At 67.7% G+C, this 19,900-nt stretch carries 18 protein-coding genes; 4 read left to right on the forward strand and 14 right to left on the reverse strand.

Annotated features, from left to right (window positions below; translation table 11 throughout):
• Window positions 1-3 precede the first annotated feature (3 nt).
• The 4 genes from H0X90_RS23955 to H0X90_RS23970 all read right to left on the reverse strand — a co-directional run bounded on the left by H0X90_RS23955 (window position 4) and on the right by H0X90_RS23970 (window position 4,083).
• On the reverse strand, window positions 4-1,053 hold the full coding sequence (locus H0X90_RS23955; RefSeq protein ID WP_006483631.1) for an LLM class flavin-dependent oxidoreductase: 1,050 nt from the start codon (window positions 1,051-1,053) through the stop codon (window positions 4-6).
• A gap of 53 nt (window positions 1,054-1,106) precedes the next feature.
• The gene (locus tag H0X90_RS23960) at window positions 1,107-2,060 is read right to left on the reverse strand and encodes an ABC transporter substrate-binding protein (RefSeq protein WP_077188787.1); all 954 of its coding nucleotides are present in this window, start codon (window positions 2,058-2,060) and stop codon (window positions 1,107-1,109) included.
• A gap of 66 nt (window positions 2,061-2,126) precedes the next feature.
• Window positions 2,127-2,687 (reverse strand): GNAT family N-acetyltransferase, encoded by a 561-nt coding sequence (locus H0X90_RS23965; protein WP_006494834.1) that lies wholly within the window; start codon window positions 2,685-2,687, stop codon window positions 2,127-2,129.
• 472 nt (window positions 2,688-3,159) lie between these two features.
• A complete protein-coding gene (locus tag H0X90_RS23970) occupies window positions 3,160-4,083 on the reverse strand; it encodes a recombination-associated protein RdgC (protein ID WP_006494835.1) in 924 nt (307 codons plus the stop codon).
• A 237-nt stretch (window positions 4,084-4,320) separates the two neighbouring features.
• Between H0X90_RS23970 and H0X90_RS23975 the strand changes: the two genes are divergently transcribed.
• Entirely contained in the window at window positions 4,321-5,391 is a 1,071-nt protein-coding gene (locus H0X90_RS23975; protein ID WP_077188786.1) for a hypothetical protein, read from the forward strand.
• Between the two features lie 58 nt (window positions 5,392-5,449).
• Here H0X90_RS23975 and H0X90_RS23980 read toward each other — a convergent pair whose 3' ends face one another.
• The 4 genes from H0X90_RS23980 to H0X90_RS23995 form a co-directional block, all read right to left on the reverse strand.
• A complete protein-coding gene (locus H0X90_RS23980; protein WP_006483634.1) occupies window positions 5,450-6,481 on the reverse strand; it encodes a succinylglutamate desuccinylase/aspartoacylase family protein in 1,032 nt (343 codons plus the stop codon).
• A gap of 247 nt (window positions 6,482-6,728) precedes the next feature.
• Entirely contained in the window at window positions 6,729-7,004 is a 276-nt protein-coding gene (locus tag H0X90_RS23985) for a hypothetical protein (RefSeq protein ID WP_006483627.1), read from the reverse strand.
• Window positions 7,005-7,257: 253 nt separating this feature from the next.
• Window positions 7,258-8,808, reverse strand: a complete 1,551-nt coding sequence (locus tag H0X90_RS23990) for a sensor domain-containing diguanylate cyclase (RefSeq protein WP_077188785.1) — start codon at window positions 8,806-8,808, stop codon at window positions 7,258-7,260.
• Window positions 8,784-9,971 (reverse strand): transposase, encoded by a 1,188-nt coding sequence (locus H0X90_RS23995; RefSeq protein WP_227739703.1) that lies wholly within the window; start codon window positions 9,969-9,971, stop codon window positions 8,784-8,786. Before H0X90_RS23995 ends, H0X90_RS23990 begins: the two co-directional genes overlap by 25 nt.
• Window positions 9,972-10,398: 427 nt before the next feature.
• Between H0X90_RS23995 and H0X90_RS24000 the strand changes: the two genes are divergently transcribed.
• Genes H0X90_RS24000 through H0X90_RS24010 form a run of 3 tightly spaced genes read left to right on the forward strand, consistent with a single transcriptional unit; the run spans window position 10,399 to window position 15,232 of the window.
• The gene (locus H0X90_RS24000) at window positions 10,399-13,275 is read left to right on the forward strand and encodes a xanthine dehydrogenase family protein molybdopterin-binding subunit (protein ID WP_006483637.1); all 2,877 of its coding nucleotides are present in this window, start codon (window positions 10,399-10,401) and stop codon (window positions 13,273-13,275) included.
• Window positions 13,272-13,976, forward strand: a complete 705-nt coding sequence (locus H0X90_RS24005; RefSeq protein WP_006483632.1) for a (2Fe-2S)-binding protein — start codon at window positions 13,272-13,274, stop codon at window positions 13,974-13,976. The genes H0X90_RS24000 and H0X90_RS24005 overlap by 4 nt, the downstream gene beginning before the upstream one ends.
• The gene (locus H0X90_RS24010; protein WP_062885519.1) at window positions 13,973-15,232 is read left to right on the forward strand and encodes a cytochrome c; all 1,260 of its coding nucleotides are present in this window, start codon (window positions 13,973-13,975) and stop codon (window positions 15,230-15,232) included. The genes H0X90_RS24005 and H0X90_RS24010 overlap by 4 nt, the downstream gene beginning before the upstream one ends.
• A 91-nt stretch (window positions 15,233-15,323) precedes the next feature.
• Here H0X90_RS24010 and H0X90_RS24015 read toward each other — a convergent pair whose 3' ends face one another.
• The 6 genes from H0X90_RS24015 to H0X90_RS24040 form a co-directional block, all read right to left on the reverse strand.
• Complete coding sequence (locus H0X90_RS24015; RefSeq protein ID WP_171984121.1) at window positions 15,324-15,476, reverse strand: hypothetical protein; 153 nt, start codon at window positions 15,474-15,476, stop codon at window positions 15,324-15,326.
• A gap of 135 nt (window positions 15,477-15,611) precedes the next feature.
• Window positions 15,612-16,103, reverse strand: a complete 492-nt coding sequence (gene pal, locus H0X90_RS24020; protein WP_006492284.1) for a peptidoglycan-associated lipoprotein Pal — start codon at window positions 16,101-16,103, stop codon at window positions 15,612-15,614.
• Between the two features lie 406 nt (window positions 16,104-16,509).
• Window positions 16,510-17,706, reverse strand: a complete 1,197-nt coding sequence (locus H0X90_RS24025) for a porin (protein WP_196438235.1) — start codon at window positions 17,704-17,706, stop codon at window positions 16,510-16,512.
• A 31-nt stretch (window positions 17,707-17,737) separates the two neighbouring features.
• Window positions 17,738-18,316, reverse strand: a complete 579-nt coding sequence (locus H0X90_RS24030; protein ID WP_077215881.1) for a hypothetical protein — start codon at window positions 18,314-18,316, stop codon at window positions 17,738-17,740.
• 44 nt (window positions 18,317-18,360) lie between these two features.
• Window positions 18,361-18,807: a VOC family protein gene (locus tag H0X90_RS24035; protein ID WP_034202331.1), complete on the reverse strand. Its 447-nt coding sequence runs from the start codon at window positions 18,805-18,807 to the stop codon at window positions 18,361-18,363.
• A gap of 110 nt (window positions 18,808-18,917) precedes the next feature.
• Window positions 18,918-19,835, reverse strand: coding sequence for an AraC family transcriptional regulator (locus tag H0X90_RS24040; RefSeq protein ID WP_227739704.1), 918 nt, complete (start codon window positions 19,833-19,835; stop codon window positions 18,918-18,920).
• Window positions 19,836-19,900: the final 65 nt, after the last annotated feature.

A 19,900-nucleotide genomic window follows, 5' to 3' on the forward strand; every position in this document is an offset into this window, starting at 1 on the left:
ATGTCACGCGTTCGGGTCAGGGGAGAGGGAGCGGTCGGCCGCGAGGGCCGCCTGCAACGGCGTGGTGGACAGCGCGCCGCCGAGCCATTCGGCCGATGCGAGTCGCGCCGCGTAGTCGGACACCGGCGAATCGATCACGAACGCATCGACGTCGAGCCGACGGCTCAGCGCGTCGAGCGCGCGATGCACGCGCTCGGGCGTATCGGCCAGCACCGTCGGGCGCAGCTCGTCGATCCGGTAGTCGGATGCGCCGCTTTGCCGCGCGAATTCCGCGGCTGCCTGCGCGCTGGCGAGGTTGAAGCTCTGGCCGCCCGCGAACTGCAGCTTGAAGATCTTCAGCGGCCCGATCAGTCGTTCGGCTTCGTCGCGGGTCGGCGCGGCGACCGCATACAGCGCGACGAGCGGTTTCTCGCCGCCCGCGCTGCGGTAGGCGTCGAGCGAGCGTTCGAGATTCGCGTCGTCGCCGTTGAAATGGCCCGCGTAGCAAAAACGCCAGCCGTTGCGCGCGGCGAGCGCACCGCTGTCCGGCGAGCCGCCGAGCAGGATGCGTTCGGGCAACTGCGGCGGCACCGGCATCGCGACCGCGCCGGCGAGCGGATGATCCTCGGCCACGCCCCAGCCGAGAAACGCGTCGAGCGCCGCGAGCTGCCCCGCGAAATCGGGCTTGCGCGCCTTGTCGTGGAACCACTGCAGTGCGCGCGTGGTCAGCGGCAGCCCGCCGGGCGCCTTGCCGATGCCGAGATCGACGCGGCCCGGCGCGAGCGCGGCCAGCAGCTTGAAGGTCTCCGCGACCTTGAACGGGCTGTAGTGCTGCAGCATCACGCCGCCCGAGCCGATGCGGATGCGCGACGTGTGCGCGAGCAGGTGCGCGACGACGATCTCCGGCGCCGAGCTCGCGAAACCCGGCGTGCCGTGATGTTCGGCGACCCAGAAGCGCGCGTAGCCGAGCTGTTCGGCGCGTTGCGCGAGCGTCGTGGTGAAGCGCAGCGCATCGGCGGCGTTCGCGCCGTCGGCGATCGGACTCTTGTCCAGCAACGAAAGCGAATAAGACATGGTGAGCGGCGTTCCTGCGTGAGCGTGGATGGACGGTTGCGGGCGCGCGGCGCTCAGCTCTTCGGCAGCCCGGGCGGATTCGTGCGCGACTGGTCGATCGCTTCGGACGCGAGGTTCCAGCGGTCGAGCACCTGCTGGTAGCGGCCGCTCTTGATCAGCCCGTTCAGCGCGACGGTCAGCGGTTCGGCGAGGCCGCTGCCGCGACGCGTCGCGATCGCGATGTCGGCCGTGCGCGGCCAGCCGCCGCTGATCGCGCCGACGAGCCGCGTCTTGCCTTGCTGCGCGCTTTGATACGCGAGCACCGAGTTCACGCTGAACACCGCGTCGGCGCGGCCCGACTGCACGGCGACGATGCGCATCGCCTGGTCGTCGTAATACTGGATCTGCACGGGTTTCAGCCCGTGCGCGACGTTCTCGCGGTCCCAGGCGAGCAGGATCTTTTCCTGGTTGGTGCCGGCGTCGGTCACGATGCGCAGCCCCGCGACGTCCTTCGGCTCGCGGATCGACTGGATCTTGCTGTCGTTGCGGACGTAGAAGCCGACCTGATCCTTGCGATAGGTCGAGAAATCGAACTTCTGCTTGCGCTCCTCGGTGACGGTCACGTTCGAGATCACCGCGTCGACTTTCCCCGATTCGAGCGCCAGCGGCCAGTCGGCCCACGCGAGCGCGACGATCTTCAGCTTGCGGCCGAGGCTGTCGGACACGAGCTGACCGACGTCGGCGTCGAAGCCGATCACCGTGCGCGCGTCGGTCGCATACGAACTGATCGGCGGCAGGCTCGGCGCGATCCCGATCGTCAGCGTGCCGGGGTCGGCGAACTTGAACGACGCGGGCACCGCGCGCTCGACCGCCGCATCGGCGGTGCCACGCGGGCGGCCGCGTTGTTCGGGGCTCAGGTCGAACGTCGCGGCGGCTGCAGCCGTCGCGGCGGCGAAGGCGCTCAGGCCGATCAGCGCGGTGGCCAGCGTGCGCACGGCACGGGATGAAAACGGTACGGCTCGATGCATGAAGACGTCCTGTCGTGGAAGCGCGGAAAGCGGAATGGGCGAGATGGAATGCGGGACGTCGTGCACTCAGCGCGGCAGCACGGGTTCGGGCACCGGCGCCCACAGGTCGGCCAGCGTCGACGTGCGCGACGGATCGACGAGATCCTTGCCGAAGCGCAGATGGAAATACGCTTCGGGATCGATCGACGAATCGAACAGCCGCGTATAGCCGGTGCGGTCGTACAGCGCCCACGCTTCGGGCTGGCGAAAGCCGGTGGTCAGGTAGAGGCGCTGGTAGCCCTGCTGCGCGGCGCGCAGTTCGAGCGCTTCGACGATGCGCCGGGCGAGGCCCTGGCGGCGCAGGTCGGTGCGCGTCCAGATGCGTTTGAGTTCGGCGGTCCGTGCGTCGTAGCGCTTGAACGCGCCGCCGCCGATCGTTTCGCCGTCGCGCAGCAACAGCACGAACGCGCCTTCGGGCGGCGCGAACAGTTCGGCCGGGTAGCGTGCGAGTTCGTCGCGGGCCGACGCGCGGCTGTCGGGGCGGTACGCGTCGTAACGGATCGAATACTCGTCGATCAGCGCGTCGATCAGCGGCTGCGCGCGGACGTCGAGCGGCGTCGTGTCGATGATGCGGTCGTTCGTGGCCATGGGCATCGCGAATGGCGCGCGATGCGGACGTTCCTGGCGGGGTGCGGGCACGCGGCCCGTCCGGTCTGTTCCGTTATCGCGACGCAGTTGTCGTGATGGCGGCGGCTGTCGTGCCCGATGCGAGGCATCCGGCGTGCCGCCGCCGTTTTGAACACGTTAGCGGCGCGGCCGGCAAAGGCGAACGAAGCAATTTCGATAAGGATTTCGCGGAAGGCGTAAGAAGGCTTGCAGGGAGCGTGGGGTGGGGCGAGCGGGCGTGGGCGAGCCGTGCCCGTTTGCGGTGTGGACGACGGGGAAGGGCCGCCGTGGATTGGCGGGGTGTCGTCGTTTCGATCGCCTGCCGGTCATGCCTGATGCCGATGGGGGTAGGCTTTTCACGGCCGCGCCCCCGGCCGCGATCCGCCGCCATGATGGCGACGGTCCCCCTTGAATTGTCGCGTCGTCGCGCGGCGACGACCCTCGACGACGCTGTTCAGGCTGCTGCCGGCTGAGGAACCGAGTCCTGCCGATCCCCGCCCAGGATATCGACGAGACTGGTCAGCATCCGCGCCAATTCACCCGTCATCAGCGTGAAGTCGGAGTCGAAGCGCTCGTCGTCGTTCTGCGCGGTGGGGTCCGCCGCCTCCTTGATCACGTCGAGCGGCGTGACCCGCTTGATCGTCAGCGACGGAGTCAGCACGAACGAGATCCGGTCGTCCCAGGTCATCGCGAGGCGCATGCATTGTTTGCCGGCTTCGATGTGCCGGCGCATGTCGTTCGCTTCCAGCGCGTGGCCGACGTAGCGTACGGTGGCGCCGCCTTCGCCGCTCGAGCGCAACTCGGCGTCCTGGTCGACGGTGAATCCACCCGGCGCGTCGCCGGACAGCAGCCAGTCCGTCATCGCGGCGACCGGCGAGCGCGCCACCTGAACGCCGGCGAGCGGCAATCCGTCGATCGATTTGACGAGCAGGCTGCGAACGTCGTCGGCGAGCGCCTGGGCCGCCGCATCGATGACGAGCCAGCCGTTCGCCGTATCGATCCACACGCGGGTATCGCGGCGAATGCTGAACGCGCGCGGCAGCAGTTCGTCGGTCACCTGTTCCTTGAGTTCGCGCAGTTGTTTCCGGCCGACCTTGAAGCCCTGCTGCTCTTCGAGTTCGAGCGCACGGGCCTTGGTGACCTGATTGACGACCGACGCCGGCAGCAGTTTCTTTTCGGCACGAAACACCAGCAGCATCTGCCGGTTGATCGAATACACGAGCGCGCCGTCGTCACGCGGCGACGCCCAGCCGACGCGCTGCATTTCGACGCTGCTGCCCGGCTGGAATGCGTGAGGCGCGAGCCATTTTTCCATCTGGTCGGCAGTAACGGCCCAGGGCGCGGGAAGACGGTGAAGCTGGAGATTCTTGAACCACATAGGCGTACGGGCAAAGCGCGTCATTCTATCTGACGGGGGCGATTGCCGGTCAGTGGCGGAGATTCGACGCCAATGTCGAGGGGACTTGTCCGCTAGCGCGAATGGGGGCCGACCGTTTAGGATCGGCATTCGGCATCAGCGCGGCGCCGCACGGCAACCGACGACAAAGAGAGCATCGACGGTTGCATCAAGATTGATACCAATGGAAACCATTCCAACAACAAGGAAGGAAAAACCATGATGACTTCCGGCGACGGCCTGACCAGCCCTGCGCGGCTCCTGCGACTCGCGTCATGGGTGATCGCGATCATCTTCGCCGTCTTTCTGAACATGCTCGGCAGTCTCGTGATTCGCGACATGGCGTTCGCGCCTCGGGGTGGTCCGCCGGTCATCGAGCAATTCGCCGACGCTCCGTTAAAAGCGCGGCTGGACGCGGCGCGGCGTCAGTTGCAGGCGCAGCGCGATGCGCTCGCCGAGAAGGTCGACACGATGGAAGTGGCGCGCGGCCGCGCCGCGAAGGCGTACGCGGCCGAAAAGGAAAGTTTCCGCAACTGGCTGGCCACTCGCGCGGTGACGGGAGACGGTGCGAGGAACCCGGACATCGTGGCGAGAACGCGCAAGCTGGATACGCTGCAGGCAGTGGTCGTCAGCTGGCAGCATCAGATCGATGCGATCGGCGACCAGCAACGGGCGCTGGCATCGCAGCAGACGCAAGTCGACACGCAAATCGCCGAAGCGGACACAGCAGCCGAACGGCGCTTCGACGACGCGACCCGGCGCTACGAGATGCAGGTGTTCGGGCTGCGGCTGGCGCTGACGTTGCCGATACTGCTGGTCGCGACCTGGCTGTTCATCCGCTACCGCAACGCGCGCTACTGGCCGTTCGTGTACGGTTTCGGCCTGTTTGCGCTGAGCGCGTTTTTCATTGAACTGGTGCCGTACCTGCCGAATTTCGGCGGCTATGTCCGGGTCCTGGTCGGCATCGTGCTCACGGTATTCGCCGGTCTTTACATGATGAAGGCGTTTCAGCGCTATGCCGAGCGTAAACGGCTCGAATTGCAGCAGGATCAGGGCGAACGCGCGCGCACGATCGGATACGAAAAAGCCGTCCGGTCGCTCGAAAAAAAGCGCTGCCCGTCATGCGACAAACAATGGAGTCTCGGCGGCAACGACTCCACGTTCTGCGTCCATTGCGGATTGAGGCTTTTCAATGTGTGCGAATGCGGTGGCCGGAATTTCTTCTTCTTTCCGCATTGCCATCAATGCGGTGTTGCGCAGGGAAACGAGTCGCCGGTGTCGTCCGACTGACGGTCGGCGTGTCCGCACTGGCAGCGTGCGACGGTCGTGAACGCGTCAGTCGGGTGCCTCACGCGATGACGCGCGGCGGCGTCGACGGCTCCGCGAGCTGAAACAGGCAATCCCCGCGCCGCACCTGCGCCGGCACGCGCTTGCACACCACCTCGCCGTCGCCGTTGAACCGGTGCAGCACCGGTTCGCGCAACGGCGTATCGGGGAAATGCACCCACGCGGCCGGCTGCCCGGCCTTCACCTGGTCGCCGAGCTCGACGAGCGGCTCGTACAGCCCACGCTCGTACGCATAGACGAAATGGCGATCGCCGTCGACGCGCATGAAGCGCGTGACGGTCGGCGGTGCGTCGGGCACGAGCGCGCCGTGCAACAGCCCGATATAGCCGAGGTAATGCAGCAGTCCGTGGCGACCGAGCCGGATCAGCGACGGATCGGCCATCCCGGCGCCGCCGAGTTCGGTGACGATCGAGATCGCGCCTTGCCGGCGCGCGGCCGACGCCGAATGCACGGGATTCGGCGCGTGCAGCAATGCATTGTGCAATCCGAACGCGACCAGCAGCCCGTTGAGCTTCTCGGCTTCGTCGGCGTCGAGCGGATCGATCGCGAGCATGTTGCCGCCCTGGTACAGCAGCGAGCTGCCGCCCGAATGCAGGTCGACCAGATACTGCGCGCGCGACAGCAGCGCGTGCTCGATGTAGTGGGCGATCATCTGCGTCGGCGTGCCGGTCGGGTCGCCGGGAAAGCTGCGGTTCAGGTTGCCTTCGTCGAGCGGCGACACGCGCAGGCCCGCATCCGCCGCCGGGAAATTCGCCATCGGCAGCAGGATCAACTGCCCGCGGACCATGTCGGGTTCGATCTCGCGCATCAGTTGCGACACGATGATCTGGCCTTCGTACTCGTCGCCGTGGTTGCCGGCCATCACGAGCGCGACCGGGCCGTCGCCGTTGCGGATCGACGCGATCGGGATCGGCAGCCAGCCGTATGCGGAACGGTGCACGGAGTGCGGCAGCCGCAGGTAGCCCGCGTGTTTGCCTTGCGCGTCGAGATCGATTTCGCAGTGAATGGGGTTTCGAGCAGGAGAGGAAGTCATGGCAGCGTCGTTCGATGAACGGAATCTGCCATCTTATAGGGGAAACCGGCGCCGCGCGGCGCGGCGGGCGGGATCGACCAGGCAGCGCGTGACCGCGGACGGGCGCACGGCCGTGTCTTGCCGGGCCGATACGCGGGCGCGCGCGATGTTGCAGCGATGAAGCCATGCCGGCGCGCCGGCCGGCTGCATTGACGTGCCGGCTCTCGCGCCAGCCCGTGTCGTGGCAGGGCCGGCGCGCGCGACGCGCTTACCGGCCGGATGTTTCAGCTTCGAGACGTCCTTCTTCCCACAGTGCCCAGAAACGGCTGCCGGCGCGATACGGATTCGCGCGTCGCGCGGCGTGATCGGCGACGCCCTGACGAAACGCGCCATACAGCGTGAGCGGCGGATTGTCGATGCAGGCGGCTTCGCGCGCGGCCGGCATCCGGCGCTCGGACACGAGCCGGCGGATCAGCGATGCGCCGTCGATCACGGCCTGTTCGTCGATGATTTCGGTTCGTGCGAGCACGTCGACGGTATTCATGTTGGGCTCCCTGAAACGTTCTTTCCCCATCAAGGAGCAATAAGAGTGCCAGCCGCGAAATGCCGTGCCCGGCCTCGATCGTGCGGGCTTCTGCAGTCATCTTGCGGCGCGTCGGATGGCGATGTTACGGAACACGTCACGTGACACGCGAACGCACGGCGTCATGTGCGGACCGGCAAAGCGTTTCGGAATTGAATCGTCGGGAGAACGCAGCGGGCACGGAAAGTTGATGCGCGGCGCGCGCGTCACGGGCTCAGCTTGCGGTGGCCGGCGCCATGCGGCGGCTGCCGCTCGAATAGAAGCAGTAGATGCCCTTGCCGGCCGACTTCGCGTCGTACAGCGCGCTGTCGGCTTGCCGGATCAGTTCGTCGGGCGAGCCGTGCCCGTCGTCGAGCGCGATGCCGATGCTGATGCCGATGCAGACGGTCTCGCCGTTCGACAACCCATACGGCGCCGAAATCTGCCGGATGATCCGCGCGGCGAGGATCGAGCACGCGTGCATCGTCGTGTCGTCGATCGCGACGACGAATTCGTCGCCGCCGATGCGAGCCGCGAGCTCGCCCGGCGGCAGCGTCTTGCCGAGCCGTTCGGCGACCTGCGTGAGCACTTCGTCGCCGGCCTGGTGGCCGAAGCGGTCGTTGATCGACTTGAAGCCGTCGAGGTCGAGATACATGATGGCGAACGCCGGGCTCGGCAGCCGCGGCCGGCGCGCGAGCATCCGCTTGAGCGCCGCGTGCAGCTCGTGGCGATTCGGCAAACCGGTCAGCGCGTCGTGCCGCGCGAGGTGCCGGATGTGCTGTTCGGTCTGGCGGCGCGCGGTGACGTCCTCGACGATGATCACCGCGTTGCCGTCCGGCACGCGGTGGCGCGTCAGTTCGAGCTGGCGGCCGTCGGCGAGCGCGATGTCCAACGGCGCGGGCTCGTTGCAGCTCAGCCAGCTGTCGCATTGCGCGGCGAGGCCGATGCCGCCGGGATCGGTCGCGGCGTTCGCGCCGAGTGCGGCGACCACGGCCGGCAGCGGCGTATCGAGCATGATCTCGCGTGGCGAGCCGAACAGTTGCGCGGTGCGCCGGTTTGCGACGATCACGCGGCTGTCGCCGTCGATCATGCACAGGCCGTGCGGCATGTAGGTGAGGGCGGCGTCGAAGCGCGCGACCAGTTCGGCGTTGCGCTGGCGCGCGGCGATCAGTGCGACGAGCACGCGGTAGTGGCGCTGCACGACCGTGCGCATCGCCGCGAGATAGATCGCGAGCGGCGGCACCAGCAACCATGCGCCCGGCCGCGGGGCCAGCAGCGCACCGACGCCGATCGGCAGCACGCCGAGCACGACCTGCGTCATCGCGAGCCGCGGCAGCGCCGCATTGCGCGACGCGATCCCGCCGAACACGCCGCCCGCGACCATCACCGACAGCGTGCCCAGCTCGACGTCGGCGGCCTGCACGCAGCCCATCACGCCGAGGCCGAGCACGAAGCACGCGACGAGCGACACCGGCGCATAGCGCCTCGCCCAGTATTCGGCGCGATCGTCGCCGGCGTTGCGCCGCACCGTGTAGGCCCGTGCGATCGACAGGCGCGCGATGAGCAGGCCGACGTCGACGACGAGCCACGCGAGGCACCACAGCTGCTGCAGCCGGATCAGCGCGACGGCCGCGACGAAGCCGCTCGCGAGCCCGGACAGCGCCATCGGGCGCACGTCCTCGAACAGCGTCACGAGCATCGACGGACGCAGCGCGGCCGTCACGCGGTGGTTGCCGGAGGGTGGAGTGGCGAGAACGGAGTTCAGGAGAGACGCTCTGACTGCCATGATTGTCGACCTCGACACGATGTCTCGATGGCTGGCGGCGCTCGCACGGCACGTGGCGGAAGCCCGGACGAGCCGGATGCGCACGACATTACCTTGACGTCCTCCTCTCCCCAAAGGGAGAGAATTCCCACACCTGGCGATGCACGTCCGCATCGGAGAATGTTCAGCGCAGCGTTGGTATCTCGATCATGCACGACACCACAGCCACTGCAGGCCCACTCTCTTATTCGCAGTCCCGCGATACCTTTCGGCCGCGTCGTGCTGTCTTGCGACCCGCACGCCGAACAGGACTGGGTGGAACTCCTTTCGTCGACTTCCTCGAACGTGGCCCCGTGCGCGATCGCTTTGTAGCGGAGCTTGTTTCGGAAGGACGACCAGGATGCGTCGTAGACGCTTTTCGCCATCCTGGTTCTGGCGAGCGTCGCGGCCGCCACGTTGCCGACCGCGATGTAATCGAAGCGCCGCACCAGATCGAGCGCGAGCTTGTGTTGGAAGTCGGCACGGGCATTCGCGACCTTGGCATGCAGCTTCGCGATATGCCGCTTGTGCTTTCGCGCCCGTTGCGCTTTCGCCAGCTTTTCCGCCGCGCGCCGACCGAATCGGTCATTGGGCAGCTTTTCTCCGGTCGAAAGTGTGGCGAAGTCTTTCAGGCCGAGATCGATGCCCACACCGGAACGGATCGGGCGGGCCTGCACATCGGGCATCTCGATCACGATGTTGAGAAACCAGTTGCCGCGTGCATCCTGCGCAAAGTTGGTCCCATCCTTGATCTTGCCTTCGGGAAGCGGTCGGCTGTTGAACACGCGAAACGTGTTGCCGGCGAAACGGAACGCGTCCCCCTCGCGCTTCAGGTCGCGGCCCTTCAGCGGCACCCAGCCCAGCGATTTCCTGCCGCGATAGCGCAGGTAGGGCCGACGGTGCTGACTGCGCGACTTCGCATATTGCTCGCACGTCGCGTTAATCGTGCCGGAGTGGATGTCGAGTTCCTTGCTGCTGCCGGTCGTCAGCACGTTCAGGTCGAAACCCGTCGGCCACTTCTTGCTCCACTTGAGCGCATGCTTCTGCGTGTCATTGCAGAAGTTCCAGACGTCGTTCACCGCACGGCTCTGCTTGTTGAGCAGTCCGTTGAGCGATTTCACCCGGTAGCGGTAGACAAGGATCATGCCGGCCATTTTAACGGTGGAATGCCGCTGTCAAACAGCGGCGCTCCTTTCCTCCCCGTCCTGAAGGACGGGGTTTCTCGGAGCAACTGATGAAAAAACGGCGGCGCGGGCCGGCCGGCGGCACCGCGCATCGCGTCGTGCGCGGTCGTCAGTCCCGGCTGCGAGCGGCTTGCGGATTCGGCGGCGCAAAGGCCGGGTCGTTGCGAACGGAACGATGTACGACGGCATCCGGCCGCACGCAAACGGCCAACGGATCGCCCCGCGACCGCCCGCCGCAGCCCGGCTGAATCCAGTTATAAGAAATCCAATAAGTATTTCATGCGAGAAATGCTATAGGCGATATATCAAAAACAATGCCAGAATGCGCGCCGCTCCGAACGCCGCGACACCCGATCGCCGTCCGAGCCGCATCAGGAGGTTCCCCCCAATGAAAAACCACGGCCTGTCACGGCGGGGTTTTCTGAAAGCCAGCGTGCTGGCGGGCGTCGCGGTGTATGTCGCGCCCATCGGCAGCCGCGCGTTCGCGGCGCTCTTCGAAGAAAAACTCCTCACCCCCGTCAAGTGGGATAGCGTCACCGGCATCCCCCAATTCCGCATCGACGGCATCGCGAAGGTCACGGGCTCGAAAGTGTTCGCCCGCGACGTGCGCGCCGCCGACATGCCGCACTGGCCGCAGCAGCAGTCGCACGCGCTGATCCTGCGCGTCACGCAGGCCGACCGCACGTACGAAGGTTTCGACCTGTCGCTGCTCGGCGACGAGCTGAAGCCGGACCGCGTGGTCACGGCCGACGATCTCGCGCGCGACGGCGTCGCGTTCCCGGCGTTCTACGGCGACGACATGCTGTTGCCGGCCGGCAAGACGCCCGCGTATCTCGGCCATGCGGTCGCGATCCTGATCTATCACGACTTCGCGCGCTTCCGCTTCGCGAAGAACGCGCTGAAGTTCCGCGACGACGTGATCCGCTACGGCGCGGTCACGGGCCCGCTCGAGCGCGATCCGTGGGGCACCTTCCGCTACGTGCGCGTGGGCGGCAAGACGGCCTATGACGACGACGTCTATTCGAGCCTGAAGGACGCGCCGATCTTCCCGAGCATGATGCGCAAGCACCTGCCGGTCTGGCCGGACGGCAAGGAGCACGGCAAGCTCGACGAGCAGGGCATGTTCCTCGCCGGGCAGATCGCCAGCGAGCTCGATCATCCGTCGGCCGACTGGCTCGTGTTCGACCGCGAATACAACACGCAGTCGGTCGATACGGCCGCGCTCGAACCCGACAACGCGAACTGCTGGTACGACGCCGCGACGCAATCGCTGCACCTCGTCGTGCCGACCCAGTCGCCGCTCGAAGTGTCGGAGAACGCGGCCGCGATGGTCGCGAAATGCCGCTTCCCGGTGAAGAAGCTGTTCGTGCATCCGTGCTACACGGTCGGCTACGGCTCGAAAGACCACTTCAACGTGCCGTTCTACGGCCTCGTCTGCGCGCTGTACGCGGACGGCCGCCCGGTGCGGTTCGCGAACGACCGCTACGAGCAGTTCCAGACGTCGCTGAAGCGTCACGCGTTCAAGATGCGTTACCGGATCGCGGTCGACCGCAACACGGGCCTGCTGCAGTCGTTCAAGGGCGACTTCGAGGCGAACGGCGGCGGCCGCTCGAACTTCTCGCCGTCGGTCGCGATGGTCGGCGCCACCGCCGCGCAATCGATCTACTACTTCCCGAAGAGCGACCTGGCGGCCGTCGCGATCGCGTCGCGCGCGATCGACGCCGGCTCCGCACGCGGCTACGGCACGCTGCAGAGCATGGCCGCCACCGAGATGGCGGTTGACGAGATCGCCGCGCAACTGAACATCGACCCGATCGACTTCCGTCTGCGCAACGCGCTGCGTTCGGGGATGAAGAACACGCAGGGCGCGATTCCCGCCGGCGCGCTGCGCGTCGACGAAGTGCTGGAGCGTGCGAAGCAGCATCCGCTGTGGACGCGTCGCGTCGCGCGCAAGGCCGAATTCGAGGCCGCGCATCCGGGCAAGCGCTACGGCGTCGGCTTCGCGTGCGTGCAGAAGGATTTCGGCACGGGCGCGGAAGCGTCGTTCGCGAAGGTCGAATTCGACGAGCACGGCAAGGTGTCGCTGCAGCACACCGCGGCCGAGATCGGCACCGGGATGTCGACGTCGCAGGCCGTCGCGGTCGCGAAATGGCTCGGCCGTCCGGCGACCGACGTACGCGTGGCCGTGACCGAATGGCCGGACCTGCCGGTCGAGACGAGCGGCGACCCGTACCTGATGTCGCAGGCCGACCAGGACCGCCTGAGCGCGAACCCGCGCTGGTCGCCGGGCTATGCGTCGCCGTCGAGCGCGACGAACTCCGCGTACTACTTCACGCACAGCACGCGCGAAGCCGCGCGCGCCGTGTTCCGCTACGGGCTGTGGCCGGCCGCGATGTCGATCTGGACGCGCGGCCTCGGCGGCGGCCAGGCCGCGCCGTACACGATCCGCATCGAGGATGCACGCTGGGTCGACGGCAAGCTGACCGCCGACGGCCTCGAGCCGCTGACGTTCGAACAGCTCGCGAAGCAGGCGCATGCGCTCGGCCTGCCGACCGGCGCCGTCGTGCACGTGTTCAACCGCTGGCAGTGGACCGATGCGGAATTCGAGGTAGGTGGCGCGGTCGAGCGTCTGCCGATCGACGGGCTGTCGCTGCGGGTCGGCGCGCCGAAGACGGGCGATGACGGTCCGATCCCGGGCACCGCCGCGCCGGCCGGCGCGACCGCGCTGCGCGGCACGCTGCCGCCGACCGCGAACGGCTACCGCGTGCTGGACCGCAAGCGCGTGTTCATCCCGCCGACGAGCCGCAACAACGCGGCCGTCACGTATTACACGGCGGTCGGCACGCTCGTCGAGCTGGCCGTGCACGAAGCGACCGGCAAGGTCGAACTGCTCACGCACCATTCGATCATGGAATGCGGCAACCAGATTTCGCCGCAGCTCGTGTCGGGCCAGTTGCAGGGCGGTCTCGCGATGGGTATCGGCCATGCGCTGCACGAGTACCTGCCGCTTTACGAGGACGGCCCGGGCAACGGGACGTGGAACTTCAACCGTTACCAGCTGCCGCGCGCGTCCGACGTCGCCGTCTGGACGCAGACGGGCGACGTGCTGCCGCCGCTGTCCGAGACCGATCCGCCGAAGGGTGTCGCCGAAGTGGTGATGATCCCCGTCGTTGGCGCGATCGTGAACGGCATCGCGCACGCGATCGGCCATCGTTTCACCGACCTGCCGGTGACCCCGCAAAAGATTCAGGAGGTGCTCGCATGACGACCGCCCAAACCGCGGCTTCGGCCGCGAGCGCCAGCGTGGCTGCGACTGGCGCTTCCGCACCGGCGGCAACTTCGGCCGCATCGGCGTCCGTTCCCGCTGCCCCGGCTGCGCCGGCATCGGCCGCGGCCGCCGTCGAGCGTCCGCTCGTCCGGTTCCAGCAGAAACCGCTGTCGGTCAGGATCAACGGCAAGACCGTCGGTCCGATGCAGGTGCCGGAAGGTCTGATGATGATCGAGTTCCTGCACGAGTACGCGGGCCTCACCGGGTCGCGGCTCGGCTGCGGGCAGGGCATCTGCCATGCGTGCGTCGTGATCGTCGACCAGCCGGACGGCACGAGCGAGGAAATGCGCACCTGCATTACCGGCGCGCACTTCTTCCACGGCCGTTCGATCCGCACGATCGAAGGCCACGCGAAGCGCAACGAAGCCGGCGAAGTGGTCGAGCTGTCGCCGATCCAGCAGAAGTTCCTCGAACACTTCAGCTTCCAGTGCGGCTACTGCACGCCGGGTTTCGTCAACGCGGCGACCGTGCTGATCGAACGCCTGAAGCGCGAGCCGATCGCGAAGGCCGACGTGGAACGCACGATCACCGACGCGCTCGACGCGCATCTCTGCCGCTGCACGGGCTATGTCCGCTACTACGAAGCCGTCAAGGACGTGGTGCTGACGACGCCGGGACTCGTGAAGGACGCCGCATGAACCGCACACTCGCTCATCGTGTCGCGCGGGCCGCGCGCCTGCCCGCGCTCGCAGCGGCCTGTGCGCTGCTGCTCGCCGCGTGCGGCGGCCACGACGCGCCGGCCTCGAACGCGGCGTCCGGCGCACCCGGCGCCGACCCGGTCGCGCGCGGCCGCTATCTCGTGAAGGCCGCCGACTGCGCGGCGTGCCACACCGCGAAGGACGGCGCGCCGTTCGCCGGCGGCGCGGCGCTCGAATCGCCGTTCGGCACGTTCTACGGCTCGAACATCACGCCCGACAAGGATCACGGGATCGGCAACTGGAGCGCGGACGACTTCTATGCCGCGCTGCACGACGGCAAGGCGCCGGGCAAGCGCCTGTATCCGTCGATGCCGTACACGTCGTACCGGCAGCTCACGCGCGCCGATGCCGACGCGATGTTCGCGTACCTGAAGACGGTCAAGCCGGTCGCGCAGGAAAACCGCGCGCATGAACTCAAGTTCCCGTACAACCTGCGCTTCGGCATGGTCTTCTGGGACATGCTGTTCCTGAAGGACAGCCTGCCGGATGCGTCGACCGGGCAATCCGCCGACTGGCAGCGCGGCCGCTATCTCGCGGGCGCGCTCGGCCACTGCGCGGAATGCCACACGCCGCGCGCCTTCACGGGCCAGCTCGACGGCGCGAAGCCGTTCGCGGGGGCCGCGCTCGGCCGCGTGGCCGCGCCCGACATCACGCCGGCCGGCCTCGCCGCGCGCGGCTGGACGGGCACCGACCTGCAGACGTTCTTCGGCGTCGGCATCGCGCCGCAAGGCTCGGCGTTCGGCGAGATGTATCCGGTCGTGCACCTGAGCACGCAGTACCTGACGAAGGACGACCTGCGCGGACTGTCGGTGTACCTGCTCGGCGATACGCCGCCCGCGCCGCAACCGGTGAAGCCGGTATCGGCCGATGCCGCGCAACTGGCCGCCGGCCGCTCGGTGTATCTCGCGGTCTGCGCGGGCTGTCACGGTTTCAACGGCGAAGGCAAGCCGCACGTGGCGGTGCCGATGAACGGCAACTCGACGGTGCGCCAGGGCGATCCGCGCAACCTGCTGGTCGCGATGCTCGACGGCATCGACGAGCAGAAGTTCGCCGGTTTCGAAAACCTGCAGCCGATGCCGGGTTTCGCGAAAACGTTGAGCGACGACGAACTCGCGCAGCTCGCGAACTACCTGCGCGCGACGTGGGGCGGCCAGCCGGCGAGCGTCACGCCGGCCGACGTAAAGGCGATGCGTTGAATCGCACCCCGGGGCGGGGCGCCGCGCACGAGGCAGCCGGTTTCCGGTGCCCGTGCGCGATGCGCCGCCCCGTTTTCCTGACGGCGGCGCGTCAGTAGCCGCCGCCCCCTCCGCTACCTCCCGAGCCGCCATACCGGCTCATGCCGGGTCCTTGCGACACGCCGCTGCCCGACGACGTACAGCCCGTCGACAGCACGAGCACCAGCGCCGCGACGAGCGCCGCGGCCAACGTTGCCGATTTCATTGCAATCTCCTTGCAGCGCGCAGGCCACGGGAAAGGCGGTTCGCGTGAACCGCGCGTCTGCGCGATGAGAAGACGTTTCGGCGGCGCGTTTATTCCATGCTTTTTGCGTATCGCCGCCGCCGCGGCGACGCCGGATCAACGATAGACGAGATCGGCGCGGCGGTTCTGCGCCCACGCTTCCTCGTCGTGGCCGAGCGCGACCGGCTTTTCCTTGCCGAGGCTGACGGCCTCGAGTTGCGTGGCCGGCACGCCGAGCGTCTGAAGCGCGCTCGCCACGGCCTGCGAGCGGCGCTGGCCGAGCGCGAGGTTGTATTCGGACGTGCCGCGCTCGTCGGTGTTGCCCTGGATCAGCACGTGCCGCGCCGGGTGGCTGCGCAGGTAGTCGGCGTGCGCCTGCAGCAGCGACTGGAATTCAGGCTTCACGGAGTACTGGTCGAAATCGAAGTAGATGCTGCGCTTGGCGAGCGGGCTGTTCGGATTGTTCAGATCGTCGGCCGTCACCGTCGCGACGGTTTCGCTCGAGGGCTCCGGTGCCGCGCCGGCATTCTCGGGCGTTTTCGCCGCGTTGTGACAACCGGCCAGCAGTACGAAAGTTGCCAGGACCGCAATTCGGTTCATTTTGCTCATCGTTCGTCTCCAGCGGTTGACTGCGTTGAAAGCGTGGCTGCGTGCCGTCCGCACGCAGCTGTCCGGCCGCCATGGCGCGAAAGGTCCGGCTCCGTTGCCGTGATGCAGGCTCGTAAGCCGATGGTGCGCCAGATGAAAGAATGTTGCGACCGGAACGCCGAATCGCGGCGTCGCTGCAAACAGATTAGGAAAAATGTCACAACGTGACCAGTTTCTTCGCATTTTTTGCGCAAATGCGACAGTCGGGAGGCATTCTTGCTTCCGCGCGCCGTACGCGGTACCCGACGCCCGCCACAGCGAAAAGGCCGCGCACGGGGCGCGGCCTTTCTCGTGTCGATCACGGCGATCGGGTGACGGGTGACGTGCTCGTCGGATGCAGCCGGGCGGCCGCGCGAGGCCGCATTCGTCAGAACTTGTGCCGCAACCCCAGCGCGACGACGACCTGGTTGCTGTTCGCCGAAGGCGTCAAGGTCCAGACGGTCGCGTTGAACGCCGGATTGCCGTTGCCGCCGCTCACGCTCTGGTAAGTGCCTTCGAGATACGCATCCGTGCGCTTCGACAGCGCGTAGTCGGCCTGCGCGACGACCTGGTTCCATTTCGGACGCGTCTGGCCCGTGCGGGTGTCGAAGCGGCCCATCGTGTACGTGTACGCGGCGGCGACGCTCAACGCGCGCGTGACGAAGTAGCGTCCGTCGATCGAGAAGTTGTCGAACACCAGCGATTCGCCTTTCAGCGGCGCGATGTTGCCGCCCTGGAGCACGCCCGTCACGCCGTCGGTGGCCGAATGCGACCACGCGGCGCCGACCGAGTGCGGCCCGAACGCATACCGGCCGGCCAGGGCCCAGATCTGCTGGTTGCCGCCCGTGATCGTCGCGGAGCCGTCGACCGTGCTCAGCGCGCCGTCCGGGTTCGGCGCGTTGCGGTCGCGGCTGATCTTCAGGTAGCCGGCGCCGAGCTTCAGCGGCCCGTTCGCATACGACACGCCCGTGCTCCACACGGCATTGTTGGAGAACTGGCCGGCCGTGTTCGAGAAGCCGACCATCGCGCCGAACGTCAGCCCGCGAACCGTCGGGCTCGTATATTTCACCGCGTTGTTGATGCGCAGGTTGCGGTTCGAATCGTCGTTGTCGTACGGGTGGACGGCGAGGTTGCCGCCCCAGCCGGGGCCGGACGCGCCGAGCGGCGTCACGAAATCGAGGATCAGGTCGTACTGGCGGCCGAAGGAAAGCGTGCCGGCCGTCTTCGAGCCCACGCCGATCCACGCCTGGCGGCCGAACAGGTCGACGCCTTTCTGCGACAGCTTGCCGGTGGTGCCCGAGAAGCCGTTTTCGAGCGCGAAGACCGCGGCCATCCCGCCGCCGAGATCCTCGCGGCCGCGCAGCCCCCAGCGCGACGCATTCAGCGCGCCGCTCGTCATCGCGACGCTGCCGCCGCCGGGCGAGCCGGCGCCGCGCGTGCGCTGGTTGGTCGAGTAGGTGATCGACGTGTCGATCAGGCCGTACAGCGTCACGCTGCTCTGCGCATTCGCGACATTCGGCACGAAGCTGCTCAGGCAGGCGGCAATGACGGTCCCCGCGACGCGTGCGCCGGCCTGCGGGTTCAGCGCGCCATCGCGCGATTGCGTGCCGAGCGGTCTAGCGGCGGGTGATCGGCAGCGCCGCGTCGGCGCCGCCGCTTCGATAGGCGGCGCGCACGGCGTTGGTCCTCGCTTCGAGCGCTGCCGGCGAGGGCCACGGTCTCAACCGGACGACCACCCGCGGCAACTCGGCCAGTTGCGCACGCAACTGCACGATCGACCGGCAGCAACGGCAGGCCGACGATTGCGCATCGGCGGCCGAGGCGGCTGCGGCCAGCCCGGCGGTCCATTCGACGCCGCGATGGCGCCTGGCCGCGTCGAGGTGCGGCAGATAGCGCGCGTCGCCCGACAACGCGATCAGCAGCGCGGCCCAGTGCGCGCCGCGCCAGCCGTGCCGCATGTCGCGTGTCAGGTCGGCCAGCAGCGCGTCGTCCAGCGCGGACAGGCTTTGCTGGCACAGATAGTGGAAGTCGAGCGGCTGGTAGCGGACCTGCGGGTAGTCGCGCAGCACATGGCGGAGTTCGGCGCCGGTAGCGACGGCGGCGGCGAGAAACCGCTCGGCGGGCGCGGGGCGGTTCAACTGCAGCGTCGGCACACCGAGGAAAAGCCGGCTGATGTCGTCGGGGTGGTAGTGCATCGCGGATATCGGGGGGATCGTTCGGGGTACGCCGTCCGGAATGCTCACTGATTGCCCGACATCAGCGCCGTGTAACGCCGCTGCATTTCGTCGGGTTCGACCGCTTCGATCGTATGCCCGATCAGCCAGTCGTAACCGAACGGATCGCGGATCCTGCCCGAACGCTCGCCGTAGAACTGGTCCTGCAGCGCGCGGGTCACGCGCGCGCCGGCCGCGACGGCGGCGGCGATCGTCGCGTCGGCGTCGTCGACATGCAGATGGAGCACCATCGGCGCGTTGCCGTCCGGGTCGAGGGCGAACAGATCGTATTCCGGGAACTCGTCGGAGATCATCAGCGTGCATGGCCCGAGCTGCAATTCCGCGTGTCCGATGCGCCCCGACGGCTCGACGAGCCGGAATTTCTCCTGCGCGCCGAATGCCTTCGCATAGAACGCGATGGCGTCTTCCGCGCTTTTGGCGCGCAGATACGGAAAGACTTCGTGAATCGCCATGGTGCCCTCCGGTGGGTGGTGTGGGTGTGGCTCGATCCTATCGGGCGTCCGGCGCCCGGTCTTGAACAAAATTGACCGCCGCGGCGACCGTGGCGGTCGTGCGTCAGCAGTCAGAGCGGTACGTGAAAACCGTTCGCGCTCGCGCGTTGCCGGTACTGTTCCGGTGACAATCCGGCGAACTCGAGGAATTCGCGATTGAAATGCGGTTGATCGGCATAGCCTGCCGCCGCCGCGGCATCGGCCCACGATGCCGGCGGCGCCGCCGACAAGCCGTCGAGCAGTTGCGCGAAGCGGCGCACGCGGCCGTAGCGTTTCGGCGGCATGCCGACCGCCTCGCAAAACTGTGCGATGAAGTGACGATGGCTGCAGCCGAGTTGCTGCACGATCGTGCGGACCGCCGTGCCACGATTCAATTGCGCGATCGATGCGGCGATGGCCGGGTCGATGCCGGTCACGCGCGGCAGCCGTGCGCTCAGCAGCGTTTCCCACAGATCCAGCCGCGCGGCGGCGGAAGCGACTTCGCCGAGCCGGTCGCGGATGCTGGCAGCGTCGGCGCCCCACAGATCGTCGAGCGACAGGTGCAGGCCGTAGAAGGCCGACGCCGGCACGCCGGTGACGAGCCGGACCGCGCCCGGACGAATCAGCGCACCGACGGTCGGCACCGGCGCGGAGACGTCCTTGAGGTACGCGCACGCCCGTGCGCCGCCGACCACGGCGACGCCGACCGTGCGGCCGGTGTCGTCTTCGACGCGGTCGAATAGCCGCAACGGCTCGGCATCGAGCCGGATCGCGATGTGTACCGCGCCGGTCGGCAGCACGCGCTCGCGGCAACGTTCGTTCCGGATCGAAAACGGCGGATACGATGCCCATACCGAGTCGATGAAGGGCCGCAGGTATCCGGCGGGACGGCGGCTGAGGATCATGTCTTGTCCCGTGTCGTGGACGGCGAACACGCCGATTCTACAAACGAATCGGGTAGGGGGCGCAAGGTCGGTTTCAACCGACGGGCACGGACGATCGGCGCACAAACGCGTCGGCGACGGGTCCGCCCACGCCGAACGACAGCCGCGAACGGTATCGGATAGCGGGTTCC

It is taken from the genome of Burkholderia sp. 9775_39 (genome assembly GCF_015712225.1).
Taxonomy (GTDB): Bacteria; Pseudomonadota; Gammaproteobacteria; order Burkholderiales; family Burkholderiaceae; genus Burkholderia; species Burkholderia cenocepacia.